The sequence below is a fragment of the Streptomyces sp. SudanB52_2052 genome, assembly GCF_964272415.1.
GTDB classification, from domain to species: domain Bacteria; phylum Actinomycetota; class Actinomycetes; order Streptomycetales; family Streptomycetaceae; genus Streptomyces; species Streptomyces olindensis.
The window spans coordinates 6,364,249-6,391,189 of the sequence record NZ_OZ186796.1; the positions used below are offsets into that span (position 1 = coordinate 6,364,249).

The 26,941-nt window shown below is 70.3% G+C and carries 25 protein-coding genes and 1 pseudogene; 12 read left to right on the plus strand and 14 right to left on the minus strand.

All coding sequences use genetic code 11. From position 1 onward, the window contains the following. The first annotated feature begins 64 nt into the window (after nt 1-64). A complete protein-coding gene (locus ACSUPV_RS28455; RefSeq protein ID WP_436948822.1) occupies nt 65-2,542 on the plus strand; it encodes a beta-glucosidase H in 2,478 nt (825 codons plus the stop codon). 78 nt (nt 2,543-2,620) lie between these two features. Here the strand turns inward: ACSUPV_RS28455 and ACSUPV_RS28460 are convergent. After that, a pseudogene (locus tag ACSUPV_RS28460) lies at nt 2,621-3,591 on the minus strand (aldose epimerase family protein). Between the two features lie 15 nt (nt 3,592-3,606). Next, a complete protein-coding gene (locus tag ACSUPV_RS28465; RefSeq protein ID WP_037762940.1) occupies nt 3,607-4,494 on the minus strand; it encodes an SGNH/GDSL hydrolase family protein in 888 nt (295 codons plus the stop codon). A 260-nt stretch (nt 4,495-4,754) separates the two neighbouring features. Here ACSUPV_RS28465 and ACSUPV_RS28470 point away from each other — a divergent pair, with 260 nt between their 5' ends. Then, nucleotides 4,755-5,249: a DUF3145 domain-containing protein gene (locus ACSUPV_RS28470; RefSeq protein WP_031111976.1), complete on the plus strand. Its 495-nt coding sequence runs from the start codon at nt 4,755-4,757 to the stop codon at nt 5,247-5,249. Between the two features lie 78 nt (nt 5,250-5,327). On the opposite strand, the gene fabF is transcribed toward ACSUPV_RS28470, so the two are convergent. The 5 genes from fabF to fasR form a co-directional block, all read right to left on the minus strand. After that, a complete protein-coding gene (fabF, locus tag ACSUPV_RS28475; RefSeq protein WP_031111977.1) occupies nt 5,328-6,599 on the minus strand; it encodes a beta-ketoacyl-ACP synthase II in 1,272 nt (423 codons plus the stop codon). 86 nt (nt 6,600-6,685) lie between these two features. After that, complete coding sequence (locus ACSUPV_RS28480) at nt 6,686-6,934, minus strand: acyl carrier protein (RefSeq protein WP_003989952.1); 249 nt, start codon at nt 6,932-6,934, stop codon at nt 6,686-6,688. An 81-nt stretch (nt 6,935-7,015) separates the two neighbouring features. Beyond that, a complete protein-coding gene (locus ACSUPV_RS28485; protein ID WP_031111978.1) occupies nt 7,016-8,017 on the minus strand; it encodes a ketoacyl-ACP synthase III in 1,002 nt (333 codons plus the stop codon). A 16-nt stretch (nt 8,018-8,033) separates the two neighbouring features. Further along, nucleotides 8,034-8,969 carry an ACP S-malonyltransferase gene (locus ACSUPV_RS28490; protein WP_031111979.1) on the minus strand — a complete coding sequence of 312 codons (936 nt, stop codon included), beginning with the start codon at nt 8,967-8,969 and terminating at the stop codon, nt 8,034-8,036. A gap of 89 nt (nt 8,970-9,058) precedes the next feature. Beyond that, nucleotides 9,059-10,264, minus strand: a complete 1,206-nt coding sequence (gene fasR, locus ACSUPV_RS28495) for a fatty acid biosynthesis transcriptional regulator FasR (RefSeq protein ID WP_037762946.1) — start codon at nt 10,262-10,264, stop codon at nt 9,059-9,061. A 62-nt stretch (nt 10,265-10,326) separates the two neighbouring features. Between fasR and ACSUPV_RS28500 the strand changes: the two genes are divergently transcribed. Beyond that, entirely contained in the window at nt 10,327-10,977 is a 651-nt protein-coding gene (locus ACSUPV_RS28500) for a pirin family protein (protein ID WP_031111983.1), read from the plus strand. 34 nt (nt 10,978-11,011) lie between these two features. Here ACSUPV_RS28500 and ACSUPV_RS28505 read toward each other — a convergent pair whose 3' ends face one another. After that, nucleotides 11,012-11,827, minus strand: a complete 816-nt coding sequence (locus ACSUPV_RS28505; RefSeq protein ID WP_037762949.1) for a serine hydrolase domain-containing protein — start codon at nt 11,825-11,827, stop codon at nt 11,012-11,014. An 18-nt stretch (nt 11,828-11,845) separates the two neighbouring features. Then, complete coding sequence (locus tag ACSUPV_RS28510) at nt 11,846-12,316, minus strand: GNAT family N-acetyltransferase (protein ID WP_436948823.1); 471 nt, start codon at nt 12,314-12,316, stop codon at nt 11,846-11,848. A 98-nt stretch (nt 12,317-12,414) separates the two neighbouring features. Here ACSUPV_RS28510 and ACSUPV_RS28515 point away from each other — a divergent pair, with 98 nt between their 5' ends. Continuing rightward, nucleotides 12,415-12,879, plus strand: a complete 465-nt coding sequence (locus tag ACSUPV_RS28515) for a MerR family transcriptional regulator (protein ID WP_020271715.1) — start codon at nt 12,415-12,417, stop codon at nt 12,877-12,879. After that, entirely contained in the window at nt 12,876-13,889 is a 1,014-nt protein-coding gene (locus ACSUPV_RS28520; protein ID WP_031111989.1) for an aldo/keto reductase, read from the plus strand. The genes ACSUPV_RS28515 and ACSUPV_RS28520 overlap by 4 nt, the downstream gene beginning before the upstream one ends. A gap of 104 nt (nt 13,890-13,993) precedes the next feature. Here the strand turns inward: ACSUPV_RS28520 and ACSUPV_RS28525 are convergent, their stop codons facing one another. The 3 genes from ACSUPV_RS28525 to ACSUPV_RS28535 form a co-directional block, all read right to left on the minus strand. After that, complete coding sequence (locus ACSUPV_RS28525; RefSeq protein WP_037762960.1) at nt 13,994-14,851, minus strand: DUF4429 domain-containing protein; 858 nt, start codon at nt 14,849-14,851, stop codon at nt 13,994-13,996. 66 nt (nt 14,852-14,917) lie between these two features. After that, a complete protein-coding gene (locus ACSUPV_RS28530; protein ID WP_436948824.1) occupies nt 14,918-16,126 on the minus strand; it encodes an alpha/beta hydrolase in 1,209 nt (402 codons plus the stop codon). Between the two features lie 73 nt (nt 16,127-16,199). Next, complete coding sequence (locus ACSUPV_RS28535) at nt 16,200-16,886, minus strand: TetR family transcriptional regulator (RefSeq protein WP_051648881.1); 687 nt, start codon at nt 16,884-16,886, stop codon at nt 16,200-16,202. Nucleotides 16,887-16,948: 62 nt separating this feature from the next. Here ACSUPV_RS28535 and ACSUPV_RS28540 point away from each other — a divergent pair, with 62 nt between their 5' ends. Beyond that, nucleotides 16,949-18,571 carry an MFS transporter gene (locus ACSUPV_RS28540; protein ID WP_031111995.1) on the plus strand — a complete coding sequence of 541 codons (1,623 nt, stop codon included), beginning with the start codon at nt 16,949-16,951 and terminating at the stop codon, nt 18,569-18,571. 223 nt (nt 18,572-18,794) lie between these two features. Next, a complete protein-coding gene (locus tag ACSUPV_RS28545; protein ID WP_031111997.1) occupies nt 18,795-19,103 on the plus strand; it encodes a hypothetical protein in 309 nt (102 codons plus the stop codon). 93 nt (nt 19,104-19,196) lie between these two features. Here ACSUPV_RS28545 and ACSUPV_RS28550 read toward each other — a convergent pair whose 3' ends face one another. Both ACSUPV_RS28550 and aceE read right to left on the minus strand, forming a co-directional pair. Further along, nucleotides 19,197-19,943: a potassium channel family protein gene (locus ACSUPV_RS28550; RefSeq protein WP_382615981.1), complete on the minus strand. Its 747-nt coding sequence runs from the start codon at nt 19,941-19,943 to the stop codon at nt 19,197-19,199. Between the two features lie 62 nt (nt 19,944-20,005). Continuing rightward, nucleotides 20,006-22,753, minus strand: coding sequence for a pyruvate dehydrogenase (acetyl-transferring), homodimeric type (gene aceE, locus ACSUPV_RS28555; protein WP_037762969.1), 2,748 nt, complete (start codon nt 22,751-22,753; stop codon nt 20,006-20,008). 428 nt (nt 22,754-23,181) lie between these two features. On the opposite strand from aceE, the gene ACSUPV_RS28560 reads away from it, so the two are divergent. From ACSUPV_RS28560 to ACSUPV_RS28580, 5 genes are all read left to right on the plus strand, one after another. Beyond that, nucleotides 23,182-23,619, plus strand: a complete 438-nt coding sequence (locus ACSUPV_RS28560; protein WP_031112004.1) for a DUF3052 domain-containing protein — start codon at nt 23,182-23,184, stop codon at nt 23,617-23,619. Between the two features lie 131 nt (nt 23,620-23,750). Beyond that, a complete protein-coding gene (locus ACSUPV_RS28565) occupies nt 23,751-24,209 on the plus strand; it encodes a peroxiredoxin (protein WP_031112006.1) in 459 nt (152 codons plus the stop codon). Nucleotides 24,210-24,356: 147 nt separating this feature from the next. Then, nucleotides 24,357-24,932 carry a calcium homeostasis/redox stress adaptation protein gene (locus ACSUPV_RS28570; RefSeq protein WP_031112007.1) on the plus strand — a complete coding sequence of 192 codons (576 nt, stop codon included), beginning with the start codon at nt 24,357-24,359 and terminating at the stop codon, nt 24,930-24,932. A 121-nt stretch (nt 24,933-25,053) separates the two neighbouring features. Then, complete coding sequence (locus tag ACSUPV_RS28575) at nt 25,054-25,629, plus strand: TerD family protein (RefSeq protein ID WP_031112009.1); 576 nt, start codon at nt 25,054-25,056, stop codon at nt 25,627-25,629. Between the two features lie 125 nt (nt 25,630-25,754). After that, the gene (locus ACSUPV_RS28580) at nt 25,755-26,900 is read left to right on the plus strand and encodes a DUF475 domain-containing protein (RefSeq protein WP_031112011.1); all 1,146 of its coding nucleotides are present in this window, start codon (nt 25,755-25,757) and stop codon (nt 26,898-26,900) included. The last annotated feature ends 41 nt before the right edge of the window (nt 26,901-26,941 follow it).

Here is a 26,941-nt window from a genome sequence, read left to right on the forward strand (position 1 = left end):
GCCGCACGGAGAATTGTTACGACGAGATAACGAAACCTACCGCTTCACAGGCGAGCGGTGCACGATGGTGACATTCAGTGGCTTTCGACGTGGAGGTGCCGACGTGGCGGAGACAGCGGAGGAACGGCGGGAGGCGGTCGTCGAGGCGGCCCTCGGCAAGCTCGACCTGGACGCCAGGACACGGCTGCTGGCCGGCCAGGACATGTGGAGCCTGCCCGCGCTGCCGGAGGCGGGCCTGCCGTCGCTGGTCATGTCCGACGGCCCGATCGGCGTCCGCGGAGTGCACTGGAGCGCCGACGACCCGTCCGTCGCCCTGCCCTCACCGACCGCCCTCGCCGCCACCTGGGACCCCGCCCTCGCGCACCGGGCCGGGGTGCTGCTCGCCCAGGAGGCCCGCCGCAAGGGCGTCCACGTCCTGCTCGCCCCCACGGTCAACCTGCACCGCTCCCCGCTCGGCGGCCGCCACTTCGAGGCCTACAGCGAGGACCCGTACCTGACCGGGCGGATCGGCGCCGAGTACGTCCGCGGCGTCCAGTCCGGCGGCGTCGGCACCACCGTCAAGCACTTCGTCGCCAACGACGCCGAGACCGACCGCTTCACGGTGAACAACGTCGTGAGCGAACGCGCCCTGCGCGAGCTGTACCTGGCGCCCTTCGAGTACATCGTCGAGAACGCCCACCCGTGGGGCATCATGACCGCCTACAACACGGTCAACGGCACGACCATGACCGAACACCACTACCTGGTCAACGAAGTGCTGCGCGGCGCATGGGGCTTCGACGGCGTCAACGTCTCCGACTGGCTGGCCGCACGCTCCACCACCGGCGCCCTCGCCGGCGGCCTGGACATCGCGATGCCCGGACCGCGCACCGTGTACGGCGAGGCCCTCGCCCGGGCCGTGCGGGACGGCGAGGCCGACGAGGCCCAGGTCGACGAGGCGGTCCGCCGCGTCCTGCGCCTCGCCGCCCGCGTCGGCATCCTGGAGGGCGCCGAGCCGGTCGTCACCGACCTGCCCGAGACCGTCGACGGCACCTCGCTCGCCCGCGAGATCGCCCGCCGCTCCTTCGTCCTCGTCCGCAACGAGAACGGCGTACTGCCGCTGCGGCCCGGCCGGGTGGCGCTGATCGGCTCCGCGGCCCGCGACGCCCGCGTCCTCGGCGGCGGCTCCGCCACGGTCTTCCCGGCCCGGACCGTCTCCCCGCTCGACGGCCTCACCGCCGCCCTCCCCGAGGGCAGCCTCAGCTACGCCGTCGGAGCCGACCCGAGCACCGAACTCGCCATCGCCGACCGGGGCTTCGAGCTGCACGCCGTCTGCCGCGACGCCGCCGACCAGGTCATCGGCACCCGCAGCGCGCCCAACGGCCAGCTCCAGTGGGTGGGCTCCGACCTCCCGGACGGCGTCACCCACGACACTCTCCACACCGTCGAACTGACCGGCACCTTCACCCCGCGCGAGAGCGGCCCGCACACCTTCGGCATCAAGGGCGTGGGCGCCTTCACCCTCACCATCGGCGGCACGACGTACTACGACGACGTCCAGCGCCCCGCCAAGGACGACCCCTTCGTCAGCTTCTTCGGCGCCCCCGAGCCCCGCGCCGAGGTGGAACTCACCGCGGGCGAACCGGTCGACGTCTCCCTCGTCCATGCCGTGCACTTCCCCGACGACGCCGCCCTGAAGGTCGTCGCCTTCAGCCTCGCCCACCAGGAACCCCAGCGTGATCCCGACGAGCTGATCGCCGAGGCCGCCGCCGCTGCCCGCGCCGCCGACACGGCCGTCGTGGTGGTCGCCACCACCGAACGCGTCGAGTCGGAGGGCTTCGACCGCACCGACCTGCGCCTGCCCGGCCGCCAGGACGACCTGGTCCGGGCCGTCGCCGCCGCCAACCCGAACACCGTCGTGGTCGTCAACTCCGGCTCCCCGGTGGAACTCCCGTGGCGCGACGACGTCGCCGCCGTCCTCCTCACCTGGTTCCCCGGTCAGGAGGGCGGCGCGGCCCTGGCGGACGTGCTCACCGGCGCCCACGAGCCCGGCGGCCGGCTGCCCACCACCTGGGGTTCCCTGGCCGACGCCCCGATCACCCGGGTCGTCCCGGAGAACGGCGTACTCCCCTATGACGAGGACGTCTTCATCGGCTACCGCGCCTGGGAGAAGCACGGCCGCACCCCCGCCTACCCCTTCGGCCACGGCCTCGGCTACACCCACTGGACCTACGAGTCGGTCGAGGTGGAAGGGACCGCCGAAGGGGCCACCGTGACGGTCCGCCTCCGCAACACCGGCGACCGTCCCGGCCGCGAGGTCGTCCAGCTCTACCTCGCCCCGGGCGAGCCCGGCCCCACCCGCCCGGCACGCGGGCTGGCCGGCTTCGCGGGCGTCGAGGCCGCACCCGGCGAGAGCGTCGAGGCGACCGTCGAACTGCCGCGCCGCGCCTTCGAGATCTGGGACGAAGCGACCGGCTCGTGGTCGTTTGTGAAGGGTTCGTACGAGATCCAGGTCGGGCGCTCGATCACGGACCGCAGGATCACCGCGACGATTAACGTCTGAGGCGGGACGAGTTCCCCGCCAAGCAGCCCCGGTCCGGGACCTGACCTCCGGACCGGGGCTCGTGGTTCTCCGGCGGGACTATCGCGCGCCGAACCAGTACACCGTCTCCGAGCGGAACACCTCGCCCGGCCGCAGCACGGTCGTCGGGAACTCCGGCCGGTTCGGGGAGTCCGGGAAGTGCTGCGTCTCCAGCGCGACGCCGTCCCCGGGCGTGAAGGGCTCACCCAGGTGGTCGGCGGTGTACAGCTGGAGGCCGGGCTCGGTCGTCGCCACCGTCAGCACCCGCCCGGACGCCGGGTCGTACAGCTCGGCGACCTCCACCGGACGGTCCGTCACGCCCTTGTCGAGCACGAAGTTGTGGTCGTAACCGGACCCGACCTTGCGGGGCTCGCGGAAGTCGAAGCGCGTGCCCGTCACGTCGTCCAGGGCGCCGGTCGGGATCAGGTCCGCGTCGACCGGCGTGTACCGGGAGGCCGCCAGCCGCAGCTCATGACCGCCCGCGTCCCCGGAACCGGCCAGGTTGAAGTAGCTGTGGTTCGTCAGGTTCACCACGGTCGGCGCGTCCGTCACCGCCTCGTACGCGATCCGCAGCGCCCCGCTCTCCAGCAGCGTGTACGTCGCCGTGACCGCCAGCCGCCCCGGGAACCCCTCCTCGCCGTGCGGACTGACCCGCGTCAGCCGCACCCCGTGCTCGACCGGGGCCGCGTCCCACACCCGCCGGTCGAATCCGCGGGCTCCGCCGTGCAGCGTGTTCGGCCCGTTGTTCGGTTCGAGCGCGTACGTCCGCCCGTCCAGTGGGAACGGCCGCCGGCGATCCGGTTGGCGTACCGCCCGACCAGGGCGCCGAGGTACGGCTCCGGATGGGCGAGATAGCCGTCCAGATCCGGGAACCCCAGCACCACGTCCCCGGCCCGCCCCTCGCGGTCCGGCACCTCCACGGACTGCACGATCCCGCCGTACGTCAGCACTCGCACCCGTACGCCCGCCCGCCGAAGGGTCCAGCGGTGCACCGGAGTCCCGTCGGAAAGTGTGCCGAAGAGTTCGTTCATGTGCGGAACTCTAAGTCAGGGGTTCTTCGCCGTGACGGTGCGATACGCGATCTCCGCCAACCGGGCCTGTCCGTTCACGCTCGGGTGGAAGTAGTCCCAGCGGCTCAACTGGGCCGTGCCGAAGCGGTAGTCGTACACCGCGCCGCCGTCGTAGCGGCACCGCTCGTCCCGGGCGCAGACCTCCTTCAGGACCTTGTTGTAGTCCTCCACCCGCTTCTGCACCGTGTCCCGCCGCAGCGTCGCCGCCGTGTCCAGGGCGTTCGCGTCGCCCAGCATCGACGGGCAGATGCCCAGCTGCCACACCTGCCTGGCCATCGGGCTGGTGCGGCCCTCGGACCACAGCCGCTTCAGATCCGGCACGCTCGCCACGAACACCTGGGCCTTGGGCAGGGCCTTGCGCAGGGAGCGCAGCGCGTCCTCGAAGTCGGCGCGGAAGGCGGAGACCGGGGTCATCGCCGAGGGCGTGGGCCGGCAGGCGTCGTTCGCCCCGACCAGCACCGTCACCAGCTGCGGCTTCCGCCGCACCGCCCGGGCCATCTGCCCCGGCAGGTCGGCCATCCGCGCCCCCGACACCGCGTAGTTCCAGCTCCGCTCGGCGGCCCCGGCCCGGCCCAGCAGCCGCACCGCCAGCGAGTCGACCTCGGCGCTGCTGCCGGTCGCCCAGGACGCCTCCGGGCAGTCCGACAGCACGTCACAGGCGTCGAAGGCGCGCGTGATGGAATCGCCGACGGCGGCGACGGAACTCGGGCTGCGGTCCCACAGGGGCGTGGGGCTGGGGGACGGCTTGGCCGCGTCGGACGGGGCGGGGGAGTCGCCCCCCACGGCGTCACACCCGGCCAGACCCACCACCGCGGCCACGACCAGGGCGAGAACAACCCGTGAGCGGTGGCTTCGCTTCCGCATCCCTGGTCCATCCCCTCGCCGCACCGTGCCTGTCTCCCCAACCAATAACAACGCACGAGGGTTCCCGACCGATCAGGTGCAACGGCTCACACCCGTACAAGCGTCCCCCTGGGTGAATGGCGGGAGTTTCCCGGCACCGGGACCGACCGTACGTCACACTCCTTGCGCCCCCGCACGGTAGCCTCGCCATCAACGTGACCCGCCCGGTCACCGCCGTTCCGCCCGTTTCCAAGATGGTCACGCTCAGCCCGGAGGTTCCGGTGACGACACGTGGAGTTCTGTACGTGCACTCCGCGCCGCGCGCGCTGTGCCCGCACGTCGAGTGGGCCGTCGCCGGGGTGCTCGGCACGCGCGTCAGCCTGGACTGGATCCGGCAGCCCGCCGCGCCCGGCACCTGGCGCTCGGAGTTCTCCTGGCAGGGTCAGGCGGGCACGGCGTCCAAGCTCGCCTCCGCCCTGCGCGGCTGGCACCTCCTGCGCTTCGAGGTCACCGCGGAACCCTGCCCCACCGCCGAGGGCGAACGCTACAGCTGCACCCCCGACCTGGGCATCTTCCACGCCGTCACCGGCATCCACGGCGACATCCTCATCCCCGAGGACCGCCTGCGCGCGGCCCTGCAGCGCAGCCGGCAGGGCGAGACCGACCTGGAGGCGGAGCTCAACAAACTCCTGGGCAAGCCCTGGGACGACGAGTTGGAACCCTTCCGCTACGCAGGAGAGGGCGCCCCGGTCCGCTGGCTCCACCAGGTGGTCTGATCTCTGTTTCGCGCATACGAAAGGGCCCCCACCCGTAGGTGGGGGCCCTTTTCCGTGGAACGAGTGGGAGCGGCGTTCTCACACGGTCCGGAACGCCAGCACCACGTTGTGCCCACCGAACCCGAACGAGTCGTTCAACGCGGCGATACGCCCATCGACGGGCAGCTTCCGGGCCTCACCCCGGACGATGTCGGCGTTCGCCTCGGCCTCGGGGTCGAGGTTCTCCACGTTGATCGTCGGCGGAGCCACCCGGTGGTACAGCGCGAGCACGGTCGCCACCGTCTCGACACCACCCGCGCCACCGAGCAGATGCCCGGTCATCGACTTCGTCGCCGACACCGCGATGTGGTCGGTGTCGTCACCGAACACCTTCCGCAGCGCCTTCAGCTCGGCGATGTCACCGGCCGGCGTCGACGTCGCGTGCGCGTTGACGTGCACGATCTCCGCAGGGTCGAGGTCGGTGCGCTCCAGCAGGTTCTGCAGGGCGTGCGAGATGCCCCGCCCCTCCGGCTCCGGCTGCACGATGTCGTGGCTGTCGGCGGAGATGCCCTGCCCGACCGCCTCCGCGTACACCCGGGCCCCGCGCTTCGCGGCGTGCTCGGCGGACTCCAGGACGACGACACCGGCGCCCTCACCGAGGACGAAGCCGTCGCGGGCGACGTCGTAGGGACGCGACGCGCCCTGCGGGTCGTCGTTGTTCTTGGACATCGCCATCATGTTGCCGAACGCGGCGATGGGCAGCGGGTGGATCGCCGCCTCCGTGCCACCCGCGACGACGACGTCGGCGCGGCCGGTGCGGATCATCTCGATGGCGTAGCCGATGGCCTCGGCGCCCGACGCGCAGGCGGAGACCGGCGTGTGCACGCCCGCCCGGGCGCCCACGGCCAACCCCACGTTGGCCGAGGGGCCGTTGGGCATCAGCATGGGAACGGTGTGCGGGGAGACGCGGCGGACGCCCTTCTCCTTCAGCACGTCGTACTGGTCGAGCAGCGTCGTCACGCCGCCGATGCCGGAGGCGATGACCGCGCCCAGCCGGTCGGGGTCGACGTTCGGGTCCTCGCCGGCCTTCGCCTCGAAACCGGCGTCGGCCCAGGCCTCCTTGGCCGCGACCAGCGCGAACTGGGCCGAGCGGTCCAGTCGGCGGGCCTGCGGCCGCGGGATGACCTCGGTCGGCTCCACGGCGACCGGGGCCGCGATCTTGACGGCCTGCTCGGCCGCCCAGTCCTGCTCCAGGGGCTTGACGCCGGAACGTCCGGCGACCAGGCCCTCCCAGGTAGAGGCTGCGTCGCCACCCAGCGGTGTGGTTGCGCCGATACCGGTGACGACCACGGTGCGATTGGTCGAGCTCACGGGAATTCTTTCTCCAACGGATCCGAGGATTAAGCGGCGCCACCGCCGGGTGGCGGGGCAGTCAGCCCAGGGGCCTGATCGGTCGATCAGCCCTGGTGCTTCAGGATGTAGTCGGTCGCGTCGCCGACGGTCTTGAGGTTCTTGACGTCCTCGTCCGGGATCTTGACGTCGAAGCGCTCTTCGGCGGCGACGACGACCTCGACCATGGACAGCGAGTCGACGTCCAGGTCGTCGGTGAAGGACTTGTCCAGCTGGACGTCCTCAACCGGGATGCCGGCGATCTCGTTCACGATCTCGGCGAGACCGGCGACGATCTCTTCCTGAGTGGCGGCCATGTCGGCGCTCCTTCGTAGATATTCAGAGGGTGTGGCAGGTGGTTCTTCCCGTCCCGGACCGCATGATCCGGCACGGAGTGCCTAGGGGAGGGTAACGACAGTCGCGGCGTAGACGAGACCCGCCCCGAAGCCGATGACGAGCGCGGTGTCGCCGCTCTTCGCCTCGCCGGTCGCCAGGAGCCGCTCCATCGCGAGCGGGATCGAGGCGGCCGAGGTGTTGCCGGTGGTGCGGATGTCACGCGCGACCGTGACGTGCTCCGGCAGTTTCAGCGTCTTCACCATCGAGTCGATGATCCGCACGTTGGCCTGGTGCGGGATGAAGACGTCCAGGTCGTCCGCGGTGATCCCGGCCGCGTCCAGCGCCTGCTGGGCGACCTTCGCCATCTCGAACACGGCCCAGCGGAACACCGCCTGGCCTTCCTGGGTGATCGCGGGGAACTTCTCGACCGTCCCGTCGCGGTAGTCCGTCCACGGCACGGTCTGCTTGATGGTGTCGGACTTGTCGCCCTCGGAGCCCCACACGGTCGGGCCGATCGCGGGCTCCTGGGACGGGCCGACCACGACCGCGCCGGCGCCGTCGCCGAACAGGAAGGCCGTCGCCCGGTCCTCCAGGTCGGTCAGGTCGCTCAGCCGCTCGACGCCGATGACCAGGACGTACTCCGCGGAGCCCTCGACGATCATGCCCTTGGCGAGGGTCAGTCCGTAGCCGAAGCCCGCGCAGCCCGCCGAGATGTCGAAGGCGGCGGCCTTGTCGGTGCCCAGCTTGTCGGCGATCTCGGTGGCGACGGCCGGCGTCTGCTTGAAGTGCGAGACGGTGGAGACGATCACGCCGCCGATCTGCTCGACGGAGATGCCCGCGTCCGCGATGGCCTTGCCGGAGGCCTCCAGCGACATCGCGGCGACGGTCTCCTCGTCGGAGGCCCAGTGCCGCGTCTCGATGCCGGAGCGCGAGCGGATCCACTCGTCGGAGGAGTCGATCGTCTCCAGGATCACCTCGTTCGGCACGACCCGGGTCGGCCGGTAACCGCCGACACCGAGGATCCGCGCGTACGGGGCGCCCTTGCCGGGCTTGATCTTCGCCATGCTCTCGGGCTCCTTGTCAGGCACTGTGCTCGGCGATGAGCTCGCGAGCCGCGTCGAGGTCGGCGGGGGACTTCAGGGCCAGCGTCTTCACCCCGGGCAGGGCCCGCTTGGCGAGACCGGTGAGGGTGCCGCCGGGGCACACCTCGATCAGGGCCGTGACCCCGAGCTCCTTGAAGGTCTCCATGCACAGGTCCCAGCGGACCGGGTTGGCGACCTGGCCGACCAGGCGCTCCAGCACCTCGCCGCCGGCGGCGACGGCCTGCCCGTCCTTGTTGGAGACGTAGGTGACCTTCGGGTCACTCGTTCCCCGGGCGTCGGCGGCGGCCTTCGCCAGCGTCTCGACCGCGGGGGCCATATGGTGCGTGTGGAACGCGCCGGCGACCTTCAGCGCGACGACCTTGCGCACGCCCTCGGGCTTGTCCGCCTCCAGCGCGGCGAGCTGCTCCTTGGTGCCGGCCGCGACGATCTGGCCCGCGCCGTTGATGTTCGCCGGGGTCAGGCCCAGCTTCTCCAGGTGAGGAACCGTCACGGCGGGGTCGCCGCCCAGCAGCGCCGCCATCCCCGTCTCGGTGACGGCGGCGGCCTCGGCCATGGCGCGCCCACGGGCGCGGACCAGCCGCAGGGCCTCCTCGTGCGGGAGTACCCCGGCGAGCGAGGCGGCGGTGAACTCGCCGACGCTGTGACCGGCGATGGCGCCGACCTTCCGCGGGAGGTCGGCCGGGTCCTCGAACAGCAGGGCCGCGGACGCCAGTCCGGCCGCGACGAGCAGCGGCTGCGCCACCGCGGTGTCGCGGATCTCCTCCGCGTCGGCCTCGGTGCCGTAACGGATCAGGTCGATGCCCGCGGCGTCGGACCATGCCTCGAGGGCACCGCGAACACCGGGGAAGTCGAGCCATTCAGTCAGGAAGCCGGGCGTCTGGGCGCCCTGGCCGGGAGCGACGAGTACGAGCACTCTCACACTCTCTCTTGGGGACGGGCACGGCCGCCCGTGGGGACAGGGACGAAGAACACGAGGGGGTTTTGTCGAGCCCCGACAAAACCTTAGGGCTGGAGATCTCCATCGACCAGACGCCCCAGGATCAGCGCGATCCGCAGCGTGAAGGCAGAGCGTACATCGGAGGGTGACCATCCGGTGACGTCAGTCACACGTCGAAGCCGGTAGCGGACGGTGTTGGGATGCACGAACAGCATCCGGGCGGCGCCCTCGAGACTGCTCGCCTGTTCGAGGTAGACGCTGAGGGTCTCCAGGAGCGCGGCCCCGGCCTCCTCCAGCGGTCTGTAGATCTCCTCCACCAGCTGCTCACGGGCCGAGGGGTCACCGGCGATCGCCCGCTCCGGAAGCAGGTCGTCCGCCAGGACCGGGCGCGGGGCGTCCTGCCAGGCGGAACACGCCTTCAGCCCCGCCGCGGCGGCCTGCGCGGACCGGGTCGCGGCCTGCAGGTCGGGCACCACCGGGCCCGCCACGACCGGCCCGGCGGCGAACGGGCCGATCAGCGACTTGGCGACGGCCAGCGGGTTGTCGCTGCCGCCGGCGATCACCACCAGCCGGTCGCCGAGCACCCCGGTCAGCACCTGGAGCTTGGCGTGTCGGGCGGCGCGCCTTATGGCCTCGACGGTCAGCTCGCTGTCCCCGTCGGGCGCCGTCCCGAGCACCACGCACACGTGCTCGGGCGAGTTCCAGCCGAGGGCGGCGGCCCGGGACACGGCGCCCTCGTCGGCTTCACCGCTGAGCACGGCGTTCACCACCAGGGACTCCAGCCGGGCGTCCCAGGCACCGCGTGCCTCGGCGGCCTGCGCGTACACCTGGGCGGTGGCGAAGGCGATCTCCCGGGCGTACACCAGCAGCGCCTCGCGCAGCACGCTCTCGTCGCCGGGGGCCGCGACCTCGTCGATCGCGGACTCCATCACCTCGATGGTGGTGCGCACCATCTCCACGGTCTGCCGCAGCGTGATCGCCCGGGTCAGCTCGCGCGGCGCGGTGCCGAACACGTCGGTGGAGATGGCCTGCGGGGCGTCCGGATGCCGGAACCACTCGGTGAACGCGGCGATGCCCGCCTGTGCGACCAGACCGATCCAGGAACGGTTCTCCGGGGGCATGGCCCGGTACCAGGGCAGCGTCTCGTCCATCCGCGCGATGGCCTGCGCGGCGAGCGAGCCGGACGACTTCTCCAGTCGCTTCAGCGTCGCGGCATGCGGGTGGACGGCACGGGCTGCGGCTGCGTTCTTACCGGTTTCGGGTTCGGGCACGGGGACAAGACTGCCTTATCCGGACGGGAAGGTGCGTCGCCGGGTCTACGGTGGACCTCGTGATGGACATTCGGCGCGCTGACGAGCGCTACCAGGGCGGGGACCCGGCGGCCGGAATCGAGAGCCGGCACGCCTTCTCCTTCGGGTCCCACTACGACCCGGACAACCTCCGCTTCGGCGCGGTGCTCGCGTGCAACGAGGAGCGGCTGGCCCCGGGGGCCGGGTTCGACGAGCATCCGCACAGCCACACCGAGATCGTGACGTGGGTGGTGGAGGGCGAGCTGACGCACCGGGACTCCACCGGGCACGAGTCGGTCGTCCGCCACGGCGACGTGCAGCGCCTCAGCTCGGCGGGCGGGGTGCGGCACGTGGAGCGCAACGACGGCCCGGAGCCCCTGACGTTCATCCAGATGTGGCTGGCCCCGCTGCGGCCCGGCGGCGACCCGTTCTACGAGGTGGTCCACGGCATCGCCGACTCGACGCCGTACGCCGTCCCGGAGGCCGGCGCGATGCTGCACGTGCGGCGGCTGGGCGCGGGGGAGCGGACGGCGGTGCCGGACGCGGCGTACGCGTATGTGCACGTCGTACGCGGTGGCGTACGCCTGGACGGCGAGGAGTTGGGCGCCGGTGACGCGGCCCGGATCGCCGATGCCAAGGGCCTGGAGGCGGAGGCCGTGACGGAGGCCGAGCTCCTCGTCTGGGAGATGGCCTAGAGCGCCGCGCCATCTCCAGAGCCCCGCGCGGCCTCTAGAGCTCCGCGAGCACCGCGTCCGTGAACGGCGGCCACGCCTCGATCGCCCACGGCCCGAACGCCCGGTCCGTCAGCGCCACGCACGCCGCCCCCGCGTCGGGGTCGACCCACAGGAACGTACCGGACTGCCCGAAATGCCCGAACGTGCGCGGGGAGGACGAAGCGCCCGTCCAGTGCGGGGACTTGGAGTCGCGGATCTCGAAGCCGAGCCCCCAGTCGTTGGGGTTCTGGTGGCCGTACCCCGGCAGGACGCCCTTCGTACCCGGGTAGTGCACGCTCATCGCCTCGGCGACCGTACGGGGATCCAGCAGCCGCGGCGCCTGCACCTCGGCCGCGAAGCGCAGCAGGTCCTCGACCGTGGACACCCCGTCCTTGGCCGGGGAGCCCTCCAGCGCCGTCGAGGTCATGCCCAGCGGCTCCAGCACGGCCTGCCGCAGGTACTCGGCGAACGGGATGTCGGTCGCCTTCTCGACGTGGTCGCCGAGCTGCTCGAAGCCCGCGTTGGAGTACAGCCGCCGCTCCCCGGGCGGGGCCGTGACCTTGTGCTCGTCGAAGGCGAGGCCCGAGGTGTGCGCGAGCAGGTGCCGGACGGTCGACCCGGCCGGACCGGCGGGCTCGTCGAACTCGATCGCCCCCTCCTCGTACGCGACGAGCACCGCGTACGCGGCCAGCGGCTTGGTCACCGACGCGAGCGGGAACCGCTGCCCGGCCGGACCGTGGGTGCCCAGGACGGTGCCGTCCGCCCGTACGACACCCGCCGCGGCGGTGGGAACCGGCCAGTTCTCGATCAACGCGAGGCTCTTCAACGACATGCGTTCGAGCCTATGCGTTCAGAGCGTGAGCTCCAGCAAGGGGTCGGGCTTGGGCCGGAACCCGAGGGAGACGTACAGCGGCTCGGCCTCCGCCGAGGCGGTGAGCTGCACCCGCCGGGCGTCGCGCTCCCGGAACCACTCCAGCAGCCTGGTCATGCACGCGCGCGCGTACCCGCGGCGCCGCGCGTCCGGGTCGGTGGCCACGCTGAAGACGAAGCCCACCCGGCCCTGCGGATCGCCCGCCTTGCCGATGCGGTAGTCGATCGTCCCGGCCACCAGCGAGGCCAGCGCACCCGGCCGCTCCGGGTGGTCGACGACGAACGCCACGAAGTCCCCGGCGGGTTCGCCGAGTTTGTGTCTCAGCGTGGGGAGGGACTCCCCGTGCCAGTCGACGGTGGGGTCGGTGGCGAACATCGCGTCGATCATGACTTGGCGCAGGCGCAGGACTTCCTCGGCGTCCTCGGGCACGGCACGGCGTACAGCACTCATGACTCCGTACGCTAACCAGCCGGATCAAGGAGCGTCCTGCCGATTTCTTACCTCCCGCGCTTGCTTGGAGTGCACTCCAAGGTTCTAGCGTGGGGGCCATGACGGTGATGGAGACCACGGGGACCAGGACCGACACCTGCGCCGGACCGCCGCAGCAGAACCGGCGCCCGGACGGCGAGGACCGCTACACGATCAGCGAGGTCGTCGCCCTGACCGGCCTGACGGCACACACCCTGCGCTGGTACGAGCGCATCGGCCTGATGCCGCACATCGACCGGTCCCACACCGGCCAGCGCCGCTACACCAACCGCGACCTCGACTGGCTCGACCTCGTCGGCAAGCTCCGCCTGACGGGCATGCCGGTCGCCGACATGGTGCGGTACGCGGAACTGGTGCGCGAGGGCGACCACACCTACGGCGAGCGCTTCGAGCTGCTGAAGACGACCCGCGAGGACGTCCTGGCCAGGATCGACGAACTCCGGGGCACGCTCGCCGTGCTCGACCGGAAGATCAGTTTCTACGCGGACGCCGGGCGTGCCCTGGCGTCGGAGAGGTCCCGATGACGGACGGCAGGATCACGACGGCCAGGCTCGGCGACAACGGCCCCGAGGTGGGCGTCCAGGGCCTCGGCTGCATGGGCATGAGCTTCGCCTACGGCCCTGCGGACGCGGACGCGTCCCGGGCCACCCTGGAAAGGGCCCTCGAACTGGGCGTCACCCTCTACGACACGGCCGACGCCTACGGTGCCGGCGAGAACGAGCGGTTCCTGTCACCGTTCTTCAAGGCCCACCGCGACGAGGTCGTCATCGCGACCAAGTTCGCCCTGTCGATCCCCGCGGACGACCCGACGCGCCGTGTCATCCGCAACGACCCGCCCTACATCCGCCAGGCCGTCGAGGCGAGCCTGAAGCGCCTGGACGTCGACGCCATCGACCTCTACTACATGCACCGGCGCGATGTGAACGTGCCGATCGAGGAGAGCGTCGGCACCATGGCCGACCTGGTCCGCGAGGGCAAGGTCAAGCACCTCGGCCTGAGCGAGGTCACGGCCGACGAACTGCGCGCCGCGCACGCCGTGCACCCCATCGCCGCGGTGCAGTCGGAGTGGTCGCTGTTCAGCCGCGACATCGAGACGCACGTCGTCCCCGCGGCCCGCGACCTCGGTGTGGCCCTCGTCCCGTACTCCCCGCTCGGCCGGGGCTTCCTCACCGGCTCGTTCGCCCGTGCGGAGGAGTTGTCGTCGGACGACTTCCGCCGCCAGCAGCCCCGCTTCACGGGCGACAACGCGACGGCCAACGCGACCCTGCTGGAACTGATCCGCACGGTGGCCAAGGCCCACGACGCCTCCCTCGGCCAGATCGCCCTGGCCTGGGTCCAGCAGCAGGCCACGATCCGCGACCTCCCGGTCATCCCGATCCCCGGCACCCGCAAGCCCTCCAGGGCGGAGGAGAACACGGCGGCGACCAGGATCATCCTGACGGACGAGCAACTGGACCTGCTGGACGGCATAGCGGCCCAGGTGGCGGGCAACCGCTACGCGGACATGACCTTTACTTCTGCCGGACGGGAGTAAAAGGTATTCAGGGGCGCGGGGCTGTGCCGATGTGCGGCTCCGCCGCGTGTGCGCGACCGGCCACACTCGACCCGAACTGGCCGGCGCGCAGCACCCCGCAGACGCTAGAGCTCAGCCAACAACTCGGCCTTCTTGACCGAGAATTCCTCATCGGTCACCAGCCCGGCCTGATGCAACTCCCCAAGATGCCGAATCCGCTCGGCGATGTCCGCAGGATCACGGCGCGGCGCAGCCGCGGGAACGGCGGCCACCGGACTGGACGTCCGCACCGCGGCCAGCACCGCCGCCGCGAACGGCAGTGACTCGTGCACGGGCCCGTACCCCAACCCGAACACCACCGCCGCGGGATCCTGGTCGGCCTGCACGGCAGCCGTCCCCACATCCCGCCGCAGCAACCGCAGATGCCCCTCGAAGACCTCCGGCGACCGCCACTCCACCCCGTTGAGTTCCCCGACGGAGAAGTTCTGGTCGCCGGCCTTCCACTTCGCCGACGACGCCCCCGTCCAGAACCACCGGAAGCTCACGGTCCGCCCGTCGAAGGTGGCCTTCCCGTCGTACGCCTTGAACGACAGCGGCCCCTTCGGCGGCTCCACGAGGAAACGGTCCGCCGGCCCGGACTCCGTCAGCAGCCCGCGCAGCTCGTCGGCGTAGTACTCCGCGAGCACCTCCCGCTCGGCGGGCAGCACCAGCCGGTAGGGGTCGCCGCTCTCCTTCAGCTGCCCGGCGGCCGCCTCCATCAGCGGATCCGCACCGGGCCGTGGTTCGACGCGCAGCACGACCGTGCCGCGCTTCCCGCGCGTCAGGGTCACACCGGCGATCGCCTCCAGGGGCACACGGCGTTCCCCGAGCGCCTGGAAGAGCTTGGGTGTTCGAATCCCCCGTTCGTAACGGATGAGCACGGAGTCGGACTCGAACTCCCAGGCGGCATGAAATCCGGCCAGTACGTCACCCATGCGGCTCATCGTATGCGGCACGCGCCCCTCCGTCCCCCTCCCGAGCAGACCGCAGTTTCTTCGTCTCTACGCGCGTCAGGCCGCCGCCGTGCCGGACAAACCGGTACGGCAGACGCCGTCTTCGTGCGCGCAGTGCACCGAGCGGTATGCGCCAACGCCGATCTCTGCGAAATTCATCAGACTTGCCGTGCCGGGCTCGAAGTAGCCGGCGTGTCCCTTCGCGCCCTGCGCCGACAGCACCCGCGCCCCGAACCCGGCGGACACCGGATCCGCTCCGTGGCCCAGTCCGCCGACCTCCAGGTACGGCACGTCCTGGATCCAGTCGTCGGCGTCCCGCATCGCCCACACCCGGGCGCTGGTGTGCAGCTGGGCGGCCTTCTCCACACGCATGCCGGGGCTGCCGGCCACCGCGATGTCGGAGACCCGGCCGGGCAGCGAGTGCGCGGCGACCCCGCACACCACCGAGCCGTAGCTGTGGCAGAACAGCGACACCGGCGCGCCGCCGGGCAGCGCCCGCACCAGTGCGTTCAGCCGCATGGCGCCCTCCTCGGCGCGCATCGCCGTCGCCGAGTCGATGCCGAGGCCGCTGGGTGCCGTGTAGTCGGCCCAGGCGATCACGGCCGTCCGGGTCGAGGGGCTCGCCTGCCGCTCTGCCGCGTACAGCGACTCGGCCATGCCCGCAGGCGCCGAGTACTTGCGGTGGGTGCGCTGGAAGGTGAGCAGATCCGTGTCCACACCCGGGACGACGACCGAGACGCGGTCCGCCGCGCCCAGGTCGCCGAAGACCTCCGCCACCCGGCCCGAGCCCTCGGGATCGAAGGCGAGGATGTGGCGCCCCTTCTCCATCAGGTCCTCGAAGCGGTGCAGCCTGCGACCGGCCTCGTGCTGTCCGGCCGGGGTGAGGCGCTGGTCGTGCATCCGCTCCCGCTCGACCTCACGCGCCTTGGCGAGCGCGATGCGGTTGGCGCGGTAGCGCAGCTCGACGGGGGCGCCGTTCATGTTTCCGACGGCGAGCGGATACGTGCGGACCAGGCTCGCGCGGTCCCGCTCGGTGAGCGAGGCGAAGAAGCGGGCCAGCTTCGTCGGCTCCGACTGCGGGTCCGGCAGCCGGTGCCCGGCGATCCGGCCGTCCTCCCAGGCGGAGAGCGAGGCCTGGAGCGGCGAGGCGCCCCGCTGGTTGCGCAGCGCCGTCCAGCCGGTCGTCGCCAGCATCACGAAGACGACGGCCAGAGCGAGCAGTGCGCGCCAGACGTTCAGTTGCGGGGTGGTGTCGAAGGAAGTCACTGAAAGGACACACTAGGAGAACGAGAGGGTCTCGCGTTAACCAAGTGACCGGGATCACGTTTCGGTGAAGGTGCTAGGGGGACTGCCCCGCACGCCAGTTCCCCGCCAGCGCGGGACCCACCTGATCGAGGTAGGTGGCGGTGAGTTCGCGCATGCCCTCGATGGTGAGGTCGTCCCCCGCGGACCACAGCCGCTCGGTGACGCGGATCACCCCTCCGAAGAGGGCGACGACGATCCTCGGCCGGGGATCCGCGTCCACGTCGAGCCCCTCGCGCTCGGCGATGATGCCCGCGAGCTGTTCCTCCAGCTCCGCCGCCCGCCGCAGATGGGCGGCGAGCAGCGCGGGCGTCGACTCGATCACCCGGTAGACGCGCAGGTGCAGCTCGATCGGCACGTGCTCCTCGACGGCCTCGTTGATCGTGTCCCAGCTCTCCAGGACGGCCCGGCGCAGTGCCTCCAACGGGGCCTCGTGGGGCGGGCGGGCCCGTACGGCGTCGACGACGAGCGCCTCCGCGAGCCGCGGCACGAAGAACGCCGTCTCCTCCTTGCCGGCGAAGTAGCGGAAGAAGGTGCGCTGCGAGACGTCGACGGCGGCGGCGATGTCGTCGACCGTCGTCTCCTCGTACCCGCGCGTGGCGAACAGCTCCAGGGCGGCCCGCAGCAGCGCGTCCCGGGTGCGCCGCTTCTTGCGCTCGCGCAGGTTCACATCGTGCCTCTCGTCGGAACTGTTCTCCCAGTTCAGGCTATAGGGGGATGTCATGTCAGTTACCGACTAGTGAATTGGTTTGTCAATTGTCAGTGGCTGTCATTAGCCTCGAACGCATGACTAGTCAGACCACCATCGACACGACGGGGTCGGGGGGCATACCGGCGTCGCCGTCGGACGCGACGCCGGGCAAGGGGCTGCGAGGGCACCCCTGGCTCACCCTCATCACCGTCGCTGTGGGGGTCATGATGGTGGCCCTCGACGGCACCATCGTGGCCATTGCCAACCCGGCCATCCAGAAGGACCTCGGCGCCACGTTCGCCGAAGTCCAGTGGATCACCAACGGATACTTCCTCGCCCTCGCGGTCTCCCTGATCACCGCGGGCAAGCTCGGCGACCGCTTCGGTCACCGGCAGACCTTCCTCATCGGCGTCGTCGGCTTCGCGGCGGCCTCGGGCGCCATCGGGCTGTCCGACAGCATCGCGTTCGTCGTCGTCTTCCGCGTCCTGCAGGGCCTGTTCGGCGCGCTGCTGATGCCGGCCGCGCTCGGCCTGCTGCGGGCCACCTTCCCGGCCGAGAAGCTGAACATGGCGATCGGCATCTGGGGCATGGTCATCGGCGCCTCCACCGCCGGCGGCCCGATCCTCGGCGGCGTGCTCGTCGAGCACGTCAACTGGCAGTCGGTGTTCTTCATCAACGTGCCGGTCGGTGTCCTCGCCGTCGTCCTCGGCGTCTGGATCCTGCTCGACCACCGCGCCGAGAACGCCCCGCGCTCCTTCGACATCCTGGGCATCGCCCTGCTGTCGACCTCCGTGTTCTGCCTGGTGTGGGCGCTCATCAAGGCCCCGCCGTCCGAGTGGGGCTGGGGCGACGCGAAGACGCTCGGCTTCCTCGGCGCCTCCGTGCTGGGCTTCGCGCTCTTCGCCTTCTGGGAGACGAAGGTCAAGGAACCGCTGATCCCGCTCGCGCTGTTCCGCTCCGTGGCGCTGTCCGCGGGTGTCGTGCTGATGGTCCTGATGGCCATCGCGTTCATGGGCGGCCTGTTCTTCGTGACGTTCTACCTGCAGAACGTGCACGGCATGAGCCCGATCGACGCGGGCCTGCACCTGCTGCCGCTCACCGGCATGATGATCGTCGGCTCGCCGCTCGCCGGCGCGATGATCACCAAGTTCGGTCCCCGGGTCCCGCTCGCGGGCGGTATGGGGCTGACCGCGATCGCCATGTACGGGATGTCGACGCTGGAGACGGACACCGGCAGCGGCGTCATGTCGCTCTGGTTCGCCCTGCTCGGTCTCGGCCTCGCGCCGGTCATGGTCGGCGCGACCGAGGTCATCGTCGGCAACGCGCCGATGGAGCTGTCGGGTGTCGCGGGTGGCCTCCAGCAGGCCGCCATGCAGATCGGCGGCAGCCTCGGCACGGCCGTGCTGGGCGCGGTGATGGCGTCCAAGGTCAACAGCGACCTCGCGGGCAACTGGGCGAAGGCCGGGCTGCCGCCGCTGACGCCGGAGCAGGAGCACCAGGCGTCCGAGGCGGTCCAGGTCGGCGTCCCGCCGGTGGCGCCGGGCACGCCGGACGCCATCGCCGCGAAGATCACGGGTGTCGCGCACGACACGTTCATCTCCGGCATGAGCGCGGCGTCGCTCGTCGCCGCGGGTGTCGCCGTGGTGGCGGTGCTGGTGGCGTTCCTGACGAAGCGCGGCGAGAACGCGGGCGCGGGCGCGGGCGCCGCGCACATCTGACGGGCATTCGCCTATCAGGGTGAACAGCCCCGTCGAACTCTCCCCTCCGGCGGCCGCGCAGGTCACAGTGGGTCAAGTCCTCCGCAGGGCATGGAGGAAGGACGCTGCGGCGCGCTGCTGGAGGGGGGCAGCGCGCAGGCAGTGGGATTGAAGTGCGTCAGGGGGGTACTCGCCGTCACGTACCCGAACCGAACCCCAACCGACTGAGGGTTTACGGGAGTTGATGATGGCGAGCTTCGGACACGGTACGCGCAGGCACCCCCGCTCACGTGGCCGGACGTGGTCACGGACCGGGCCGGATCGCGCGACGCTCGGAATCATCGGAGTCATCTGCGCGGTTGCCGGATTCTTCGTGCTGGGGATCATCCTCGGCCCCGTGGCGATCGTCTGCGGCTGGCTCGCCATGGGCCGCACGTGGGCGGGCTCCCGCCCCGTCACGGCCGTGGTCGCCCTGGTCCTGGGTGCCATCGACACGCTCCTGGCGGTCATCTGGCTGTCCGGAGCGGCCACGCCGGGCATGGGCATGTTCTGATCCGGGTGGTGCGAGGGAAGGGCCCCGGCGACCGCGCCGAGGCCCTCCTTCCCGTCATTTCACCGACGCCCCGTCATCTCACCGACGTCCCCGTCATTTCGCCGACGTCCCCTTCAGCGCCGCCAGTTCGTCCCGCAGCGCCCGCACCTCCTCCGTCAGTTCCCGTATCGCCTCCGTCTGGCGCCGCTCCTCCACGTCGTCCTTGTCGAACCGCGCGATGAACCACGCCGCGATGTTCGCCGTCACCACACCGAGCAGGGCGATCCCGGACAGCATCAGCCCGACCGCGAGTATCCGTCCGAGCCCCGTGGTCGGTGCCATATCCCCGTACCCCACGGTGGTCATCGTGGTGAACGCCCACCAGACCGCGTCCCCGAGCGTCTGGATGGAAGCTCCGGGCTTGCCCCTTTCCACCTCCAGCACGGCCAGCGCACCGAAGACGAGCAGTCCCAGGCACGACCCCGCGACATACGTGGTGACCCGTACCTGTGATGCCATCCGTGCGCGCTGGCCGGCGAGGAACAGCATCGACACCAGCTTCAGTAGCCGCAGCGGCTGCGCCAGGGGCAGCACCACGGCCAGCAGCGCCAGTGGATTGCCGCGTACGAACCGCAGCCGGTCCTCGGCCAGCCACAGGCGGACCAGGTAGTCGACGGCGAAAGCGGCCCACACCGCCCAGTTGGTGACGTGGCACGCGGTGAGCACGTCTTCCGAAGCATCCGGAGCCACGATCGGAAAAGCGTAGGCGATCGCGAAGAGCACGGCCAGCGCCAGCAGCGGACCTTGCGTGCGCTGCTCCCAACGGGCCAGAGCGGTCGGTGCGGTCATCGGGAGCGTCATGGAGAGCATGCTAGGAAACGCGGGGGCGGCACCGGCCGGGCTGCCGCCCCCCGACACACGTCCTACGCGTCGCCGCCCGCGGCCCCCGGGTCCGCCGCCGACACGTCGAGCAGCTGGTACCGGTCGATGGCCTGCTTGAGCACCGACCGGTCGACCTTGCCCTCACGGGCCAGCTCGGTGAGGACCGCGACCACGATCGACTGGGCGTCGATGTGGAAGAAGCGGCGCGCCGCACCCCGGGTGTCGGCGAAGCCGAAGCCGTCCGCGCCGAGCGACTGGTACGTCTGCGGCACCCAGCGCGCGATCTGGTCCGGAACCGAGCGCATCCAGTCGGACACGGCCACGACCGGCCCCTGCGCGTCCGCCAGCTTCCGCGTCACGTACGGCACCCGCTGCTCCTCCTCCGGGTGCAGCAGGTTGTGCTCCTCGCAGTCCACGGCCTCGCGCCGCAGCTCGTTCCAGGAGGTCGCCGACCAGACGTCCGCCTTGACGTTCCAGTCGTCGGCCAGGATCTTCTGCGCCTCGATCGCCCAGGGGAGCGCGACTCCGGAGGCCAGGATCTGCGCCGGGGTCTGCCCGGCCGTGCCCTCGCTGAAGCGGTACAGGCCCTTGAGGATGCCCTCGACGTCCACGTTCTCCGGCTCGGCCGGGTGCTGGATGGGCTCGTTGTAGACGGTCAGGTAGTAGAAGACGTCCTCGCCGTGCGGGTGCTCGGGCGAGCTGCCGTACATCCTCCGGAGCCCGTCCTTGACGATGTGCGCGATCTCGAAGCCGAACGCCGGGTCGTACGCCACGCAGCCCGGGTTCGTCGAGGCCAGCAGCTGCGAGTGGCCGTCCGCGTGCTGCAGGCCCTCACCGGTCAGGGTCGTGCGGCCGGCGGTCGCGCCCAGGACGAAACCGCGCGCCAGCTGGTCGGCCATCTGCCAGAACTGGTCGCCGGTGCGCTGGAAGCCGAACATCGAGTAGAAGACGTAGACCGGGATCAGCGGCTCGCCGTGCGTGGCGTAGGCCGAGCCGGCGGCGATGAGCGAGGCCGTGCAGCCCGCCTCCGAGATGCCGTCGTGCAGCATCTGGCCGTTCGGCGCCTCCTTGTAGGCGAGCAGCAGATCACGGTCGACCGACTCGTACTGCTGGCCGAGCGGGTTGTAGATCTTCGCGCTCGGGAAGAAGGAGTCCATGCCGAACGTGCGGTACTCGTCCGGCGCGATCAGCACGAACCGCTTGCCGATCTCCTTGTCCCGCATGAGGTCCTTGAGGAGCCGGACGAACGCCATCGTCGTCGCGATGGACTGCTGTCCCGAGCCCTTCTTCACGGTCGCGTACGTCTTGTCCTCGGGCTGCGGCAGCGGCTCGGAGCGGACGACGCGCGTGGGTACGTAACCGCCGAGGCCCTTGCGGCGGTCGTGCATGTACTGGATCTCCTCCGAGTCCCGGCCCGGGTGGTAGTACGGCGGCACGCCGGACTCCAGCTCCTTGTCCGGGATCGGCAGGTGCAGCCGGTCGCGGAAGCGCTTGAGGTCGTCGACCGTCAGCTTCTTCATCTGGTGCGTGGCGTTGCGGCCCTCGAAGTTCGGGCCCAGCGTCCAGCCCTTGATCGTCTTCGCCAGGATGACCGTCGGCTGGCCCTTGTGCTCCACGGCGGCCTTGTACGCCGCGAAGATCTTCCGGTGGTCGTGGCCGCCGCGGCCCAGGTGCAGGATCTGGTCGTCGGTCATGTTCTCGACCATGGCGCGCAGCCGGTGGTCGTCGCCGAAGAAGTGGTCGCGGATGTACGCGCCGGTCTCCGTGGCGTACGTCTGGAACTGCCCGTCCGGCGTGGTGTTCATCTTGTTGACCAGCACGCCGTCGCGGTCCTGGGCGAGCAGCGGGTCCCAGGTGCGGTCCCAGACCAGCTTGATCACGTTCCAGCCGGCGCCGCGGAAGATCGACTCCAGCTCCTGGATGATCTTCCCGTTGCCGCGCACCGGGCCGTCGAGGCGCTGCAGGTTGCAGTTGACGACGAACGTGAGGTTGTCCAGGCCCTCGCGGGCGGCGATGGACAGCTGGCCCAGCGACTCCGGCTCGTCCATCTCGCCGTCACCCAGGAACGCCCAGACGTGCGACTTGGAGGTGTCGGCGATCCCGCGCGCCTCCATGTAGCGGTTCATGCGCGCCTGGTAGATCGCGCCGATCGGGCCGAGGCCCATCGACACCGTCGGGAACTCCCAGAAGTCCGGCATCGACCGCGGGTGCGGGTACGACGACAGCGCGTACGGCGCCTTGGACTTCTCCTGGCGGAAGCCGTCCAGGTGCTGCTCGCTGAGCCGGTCCAGCAGGAACGCGCGGGCGTAGATGCCGGGGGAGGCGTGGCCCTGGAAGAAGACCTGGTCGCCGCCGTCGCCCTCGTCCTTGCCGCGGAAGAAGTGGTTGAAGCCCACGTCATAGAGCGAGGCGGAGGAGGCGAACGTGGCGATGTGGCCGCCGACGCCGATGCCGGGGCGCTGGGCGCGGGAGACCATCACGGCCGCGTTCCAGCGGGTCGCGTTGAGGATCTTGCGCTCGATCTCCTCGTTGCCCGGGAAGAACGGCTCGCTCTTGGTGGGGATGGTGTTCACGTAGTCCGTGCTGCGCATCTCCGGCACGGCCACGCGCTTCTCGCGGGCCCGCTCGATCAGCCGCAGCATCAGGTAGCGGGCGCGTTCCCGGCCGCGCTCGTCGACGGCGGCGTCGAGGGAGTCGAGCCACTCCTGCGTCTCTTCGGGATCGAAGTCAGGAACCTGACTCGGAAGGCCGCCAATGATGATCGGGTTGCGATCGGATGCGGAAGCCACGCTGTTCCTTACCTGTCAGAGGGCCGTGCGAGGGCCGCTGTTTCGCTGTCGTCGCTGGGCGTCGTCGCTGGGGCTGCGCCGTTCCCCATGGTCCACCTCGGGGCCGTGAAACGTCATCTCTACCGAGCGGTAACCCGGGGATGAGATCGACTCCGTGCCGGCTCCGTGACGTATGGGGCGAATACCTTCGAGTCTCGTACCCGCAGACGATTCCCAAACGCGCAAACAGGGCAGAAAGGTGTGGTGTACGTCACCTCGGGCCATGATGGTGTGCCTGGAGTTGCGGTGACACGGCCAGGATCGTCACCGTTTCGGCGGTCTGAACGGCCGGGTACTTGCGCGATCCGTCCCGCCCGTGTGGACTACGGCCAATGCTTCGCGCACGCGCGTGGCTGAGTTATTCCCAAGACATGATCAGGAGGCAACCCGTGAGCGCGACCGCGGACCACGCGGAGGAGCGGACGAACCCTGCCGCCAGGCTGGGGTTCCAGCCCGGGCAGGTGGTCCAGGAGCTCGGCTACGACGACGACGTGGATCAGGAACTCCGCGAAGCCATCGAGGGCGTCATCGAGGGCGACCTGGTGGACGAGGACTACGACGACGTGGCCGACGCCGTTGTGCTGTGGTTCCGTGACGACGACGGCGACCTGACGGATGCGCTGGTGGATGCCACCACGTACATCGAAGAGGGCGGCCCCATCCTGCTCCTGACGCCGAAGACCGGCCGTTCGGGGTACGTGGAGCCGAGCGACATCTCGGAAGCCGCCACCACGGCGGGTCTGACGGCGTCCAAGAGCGTCAGCGTCGGCAAGGACTGGAGCGGCAGCCGGCTGGCGACGCCGAAGGCGGCGAAGTCCAAGCGGTAGTCATACGTGAAGTCCCAGCGTTAGTCGTACGTACGGGGCGGGCCGGCACCGTCGGCCCGCCCACCGGTCCGCGCCGGTCGCTGCGTAGGGTGGTCCCACCCCAGAAGCCTCAGGAAGGGACACCCACGACGATGGCGATCCAGGTCGGCGAGAAGGCCCCCGACTTCGAGCTCAAGGACAACCACGGCCGGTCCGTCCGGCTGTCCGACTTCCGCGGTTCCAAGAACGTCGTCCTGCTCTTCTACCCCTTCGCCTTCACCGGCGTGTGCACCGGCGAGCTGTGCGAGCTGCGCGACAACCTGCCGCAGTTCTCCGACCGCGACACCCAGCTGCTCGCCGTCTCCAACGACTCCATCCACACCCTGCGCGTCTTCGCCGAGCAGGAGGGCCTCGAATACCCCCTGCTGTCGGACTTCTGGCCGCACGGCAACGTCTCGCGGGCCTACGGCGTCTTCGACGAGGACAAGGGCTGCGCCGTGCGCGGCACCTTCGTCATCGACAAGGAGGGCGTCGTGCGGTGGACCGTCGTCAACGGCCTGCCGGACGCCCGCGACCTCAACGACTACGTGAAGGCGCTCGACTCCCTGTGACGCCGGTCGGGCGGCATGCGCTCGACACCCGCTGAAATGTCGGCTTCAGGGCCTGCGAGGGGCGGGAACCCGTCACTAGGATCGACTCGTTGATCCGACATCCGAGCACAACGGGGCATCCCGCCCCTGGACACCAATGGAGGACTCGTGGGAGTCAGCCTCAGCAAGGGCGGCAACGTATCGCTGACCAAGGAGGCGCCGGGCCTGACCGCGGTCATCGTCGGTCTGGGGTGGGACGTCCGCACCACGACCGGCACCGACTTCGACCTGGACGCCAGCGCGCTGCTGCTGAACAACTCCGGCAAGGTCGCCAGCGACCAGCACTTCATCTTCTTCAACAACCTCAAGAGCCCGGACGGCTCCGTCGAGCACACCGGCGACAACCTCACCGGTGAGGGCGAGGGCGACGACGAGCAGATCAAGGTCGACCTCGCCGGCGTCCCGGCCGACGTCGAGAAGATCGTCTTCCCGGTCTCGATCTACGACGCCGAGACTCGCCAGCAGTCCTTCGGCCAGGTGCGCAACGCGTTCATCCGCGTCGTGAACCAGGCCGGCGGCGCCGAGATCGCCCGGTACGACCTGAGCGAGGACGCCTCCACCGAGACCGCCATGGTCTTCGGTGAGCTCTACCGGCACGGCGCGGAGTGGAAGTTCCGCGCCATCGGCCAGGGCTACGCCTCGGGCCTGCGCGGCATCGCGCAGGACTTCGGCGTGAACGTCTGAGCCACCCGCAGGGCCCTGGCGACGGGGCCCGAAGGCCTTCCTGTCCGGCGCCGCACGGTTTACGTGCGGCGCCGGACGTGCAAGACCACCTCAGTAGGACCACCCGGGGAGGGACATCAGCATGGGCGTCACACTTGCCAAAGGGGGCAATGTCTCCCTGTCCAAGGCCGCACCCAACCTCACGCAGGTGATGGTCGGGCTCGGCTGGGACGCGCGCTCCACCACCGGAGCGCCCTTCGACCTGGACGCCAGCGCGCTGATGTGCAGCGGCGGACGCGTGCTCGGGGACGAGTGGTTCGTCTTCTACAACCAGCTCAAGAGCCCGGACGGCTCGGTCGAGCACACCGGTGACAACCTCACCGGCGAGGGCGACGGCGACGACGAGTCGCTGCTGATCGACCTCTCCAAGGTGCCGCCCCACTGCGACAAGATCGTCTTTCCCGTCTCCATCCACCTGGCCGACGAGCGCGGCCAGACCTTCGGCCAGGTCAGCAACGCCTTCATCCGTGTGGTGAACCAGGCCGACGGCCAGGAGCTGGCCCGCTACGACCTCAGCGAGGACGCCTCCACGGAGACCGCGATGATCTTCGGCGAGGTCTATCGCTACCAGGGCGAATGGAAGTTCAGGGCCGTCGGGCAGGGGTACGCGTCGGGTCTGCGCGGCATCGCCATGGACTTCGGAGTCAACGTCTCATAACGCGATATGAGCAAAAAGCGGGGCCTCGTGGGGTGCGAAGGGGGTCCGACTAGACTTCGGCTTCAAAGTTTCGTAAAGCCGGGTACGGCGCGGGGGAGCCCCGTACACACACGATTGGGTAGCCAGTGGTTCTGAAAACCTTCGGGTGGTCGTTCGCGGTCACCGCGCTCGGCCTGGTCGCAGCGGTGCTCTACGGAGGGTGGGCCGCCTTCGGGCTCGTAGCGATCCTGTCCGTCCTCGAGATCTCGCTGTCCTTCGACAACGCGGTGGTCAACGCCGGGATCCTGAAGAAGATGAATGCCTTCTGGCAGAAGATCTTCCTCACGATCGGCATTCTCATCGCCGTCTTCGGTATGCGACTGGTCTTCCCCGTCGTGATCGTCGCGCTCAGCGCCCAGCTGGGCCCGATCGAGGCCGTCGACCTCGCGCTCACCGACAAGGACCAGTACCAGCAGTACGTCACGGACGCCCACCCGTCGATCGCCGCCTTCGGTGGCATGTTCCTGCTGATGATCTTCCTGGACTTCATCTTCGAGGACCGGGACATCAAGTGGCTCGGCTGGCTGGAGCGCCCCCTGGCCAAGCTCGGCAAGGTCGACATGCTGTCGGTCTGCATCGCCCTGATCGTCCTGCTGATCTCCGCGATCACCTTCGGCGCCAACGCCCACCAGCACGGCGGCACCCACGCCGACAAGGCGGAGACCGTCCTGCTCTCCGGCATCGCCGGCCTGATCACCTACATGATCGTCGGCGGCCTCTCCGGCTACTTCGAGGACAAGCTCGAAGAGGAGGAGGAGCGCGAGCACGAGGCCGAGGAGAAGGCCGCGCGCGAGGGCAAGCCCAAGTCGGCGGTCCTGTTGGCCGGCAAGGCCGCGTTCTTCATGTTCCTCTACCTCGAGGTCCTGGACGCGTCCTTCTCGTTCGACGGCGTGATCGGCGCCTTCGCCATCACCAACGACATCGTCCTGATGGCCCTCGGCCTCGGCATCGGCGCCATGTACGTCCGATCGCTGACCGTCTACCTGGTCCGCGAGGGCACCCTCGACGACTACGTCTACCTGGAGCACGGCGCGCACTACGCCATCGGCGCCCTCGCCATGGTCCTGCTCGTCACCATCCAGTACGAGATCAACGAGTTCATCACCGGCTCCATCGGCGTCCTCCTGATCGGTGCCTCCTTCTGGTCCTCCGTGCGCCGCAACCGCGCCATCGCGGCGGCCGAGGGAAAAGCCGGCTCGGACGAGAAGACTGAAATCTCCTCCGGGGTGTGACACCCCTCCGGGAGAGGAACGCTCTGTGCGGGGCGGCCACC

What these genes read in the sequence shown, in the direction of transcription:
- ACSUPV_RS28455 (WP_436948822.1), top strand. Translation starts at nt 65, where the DNA reads ATGGTGACATTCAGTGGCTTTCGACGTGGAGGTGCCGACGTGGCGGAG.
- ACSUPV_RS28465 (WP_037762940.1), bottom strand. Translation starts at nt 4,494, where the DNA reads ATGCGGAAGCGAAGCCACCGCTCACGGGTTGTTCTCGCCCTGGTCGTG.
- ACSUPV_RS28480 (WP_003989952.1), bottom strand. Translation starts at nt 6,934, where the DNA reads ATGGCCGCCACTCAGGAAGAGATCGTCGCCGGTCTCGCCGAGATCGTG.
- ACSUPV_RS28485 (WP_031111978.1), bottom strand. Translation starts at nt 8,017, where the DNA reads ATGGCGAAGATCAAGCCCGGCAAGGGCGCCCCGTACGCGCGGATCCTC.
- ACSUPV_RS28500 (WP_031111983.1), top strand. Translation starts at nt 10,327, where the DNA reads ATGGACATTCGGCGCGCTGACGAGCGCTACCAGGGCGGGGACCCGGCG.
- ACSUPV_RS28505 (WP_037762949.1), bottom strand. Translation starts at nt 11,827, where the DNA reads ATGTCGTTGAAGAGCCTCGCGTTGATCGAGAACTGGCCGGTTCCCACC.
- ACSUPV_RS28510 (WP_436948823.1), bottom strand. Translation starts at nt 12,316, where the DNA reads ATGAGTGCTGTACGCCGTGCCGTGCCCGAGGACGCCGAGGAAGTCCTG.
- ACSUPV_RS28515 (WP_020271715.1), top strand. Translation starts at nt 12,415, where the DNA reads ATGACGGTGATGGAGACCACGGGGACCAGGACCGACACCTGCGCCGGA.
- ACSUPV_RS28520 (WP_031111989.1), top strand. Translation starts at nt 12,876, where the DNA reads ATGACGGACGGCAGGATCACGACGGCCAGGCTCGGCGACAACGGCCCC.
- ACSUPV_RS28525 (WP_037762960.1), bottom strand. Translation starts at nt 14,851, where the DNA reads ATGAGCCGCATGGGTGACGTACTGGCCGGATTTCATGCCGCCTGGGAG.
- ACSUPV_RS28535 (WP_051648881.1), bottom strand. Translation starts at nt 16,886, where the DNA reads ATGACATCCCCCTATAGCCTGAACTGGGAGAACAGTTCCGACGAGAGG.
- ACSUPV_RS28540 (WP_031111995.1), top strand. Translation starts at nt 16,949, where the DNA reads ATGACTAGTCAGACCACCATCGACACGACGGGGTCGGGGGGCATACCG.
- ACSUPV_RS28545 (WP_031111997.1), top strand. Translation starts at nt 18,795, where the DNA reads ATGATGGCGAGCTTCGGACACGGTACGCGCAGGCACCCCCGCTCACGT.
- ACSUPV_RS28550 (WP_382615981.1), bottom strand. Translation starts at nt 19,943, where the DNA reads ATGACGCTCCCGATGACCGCACCGACCGCTCTGGCCCGTTGGGAGCAG.
- ACSUPV_RS28565 (WP_031112006.1), top strand. Translation starts at nt 23,751, where the DNA reads ATGGCGATCCAGGTCGGCGAGAAGGCCCCCGACTTCGAGCTCAAGGAC.
- ACSUPV_RS28575 (WP_031112009.1), top strand. Translation starts at nt 25,054, where the DNA reads ATGGGCGTCACACTTGCCAAAGGGGGCAATGTCTCCCTGTCCAAGGCC.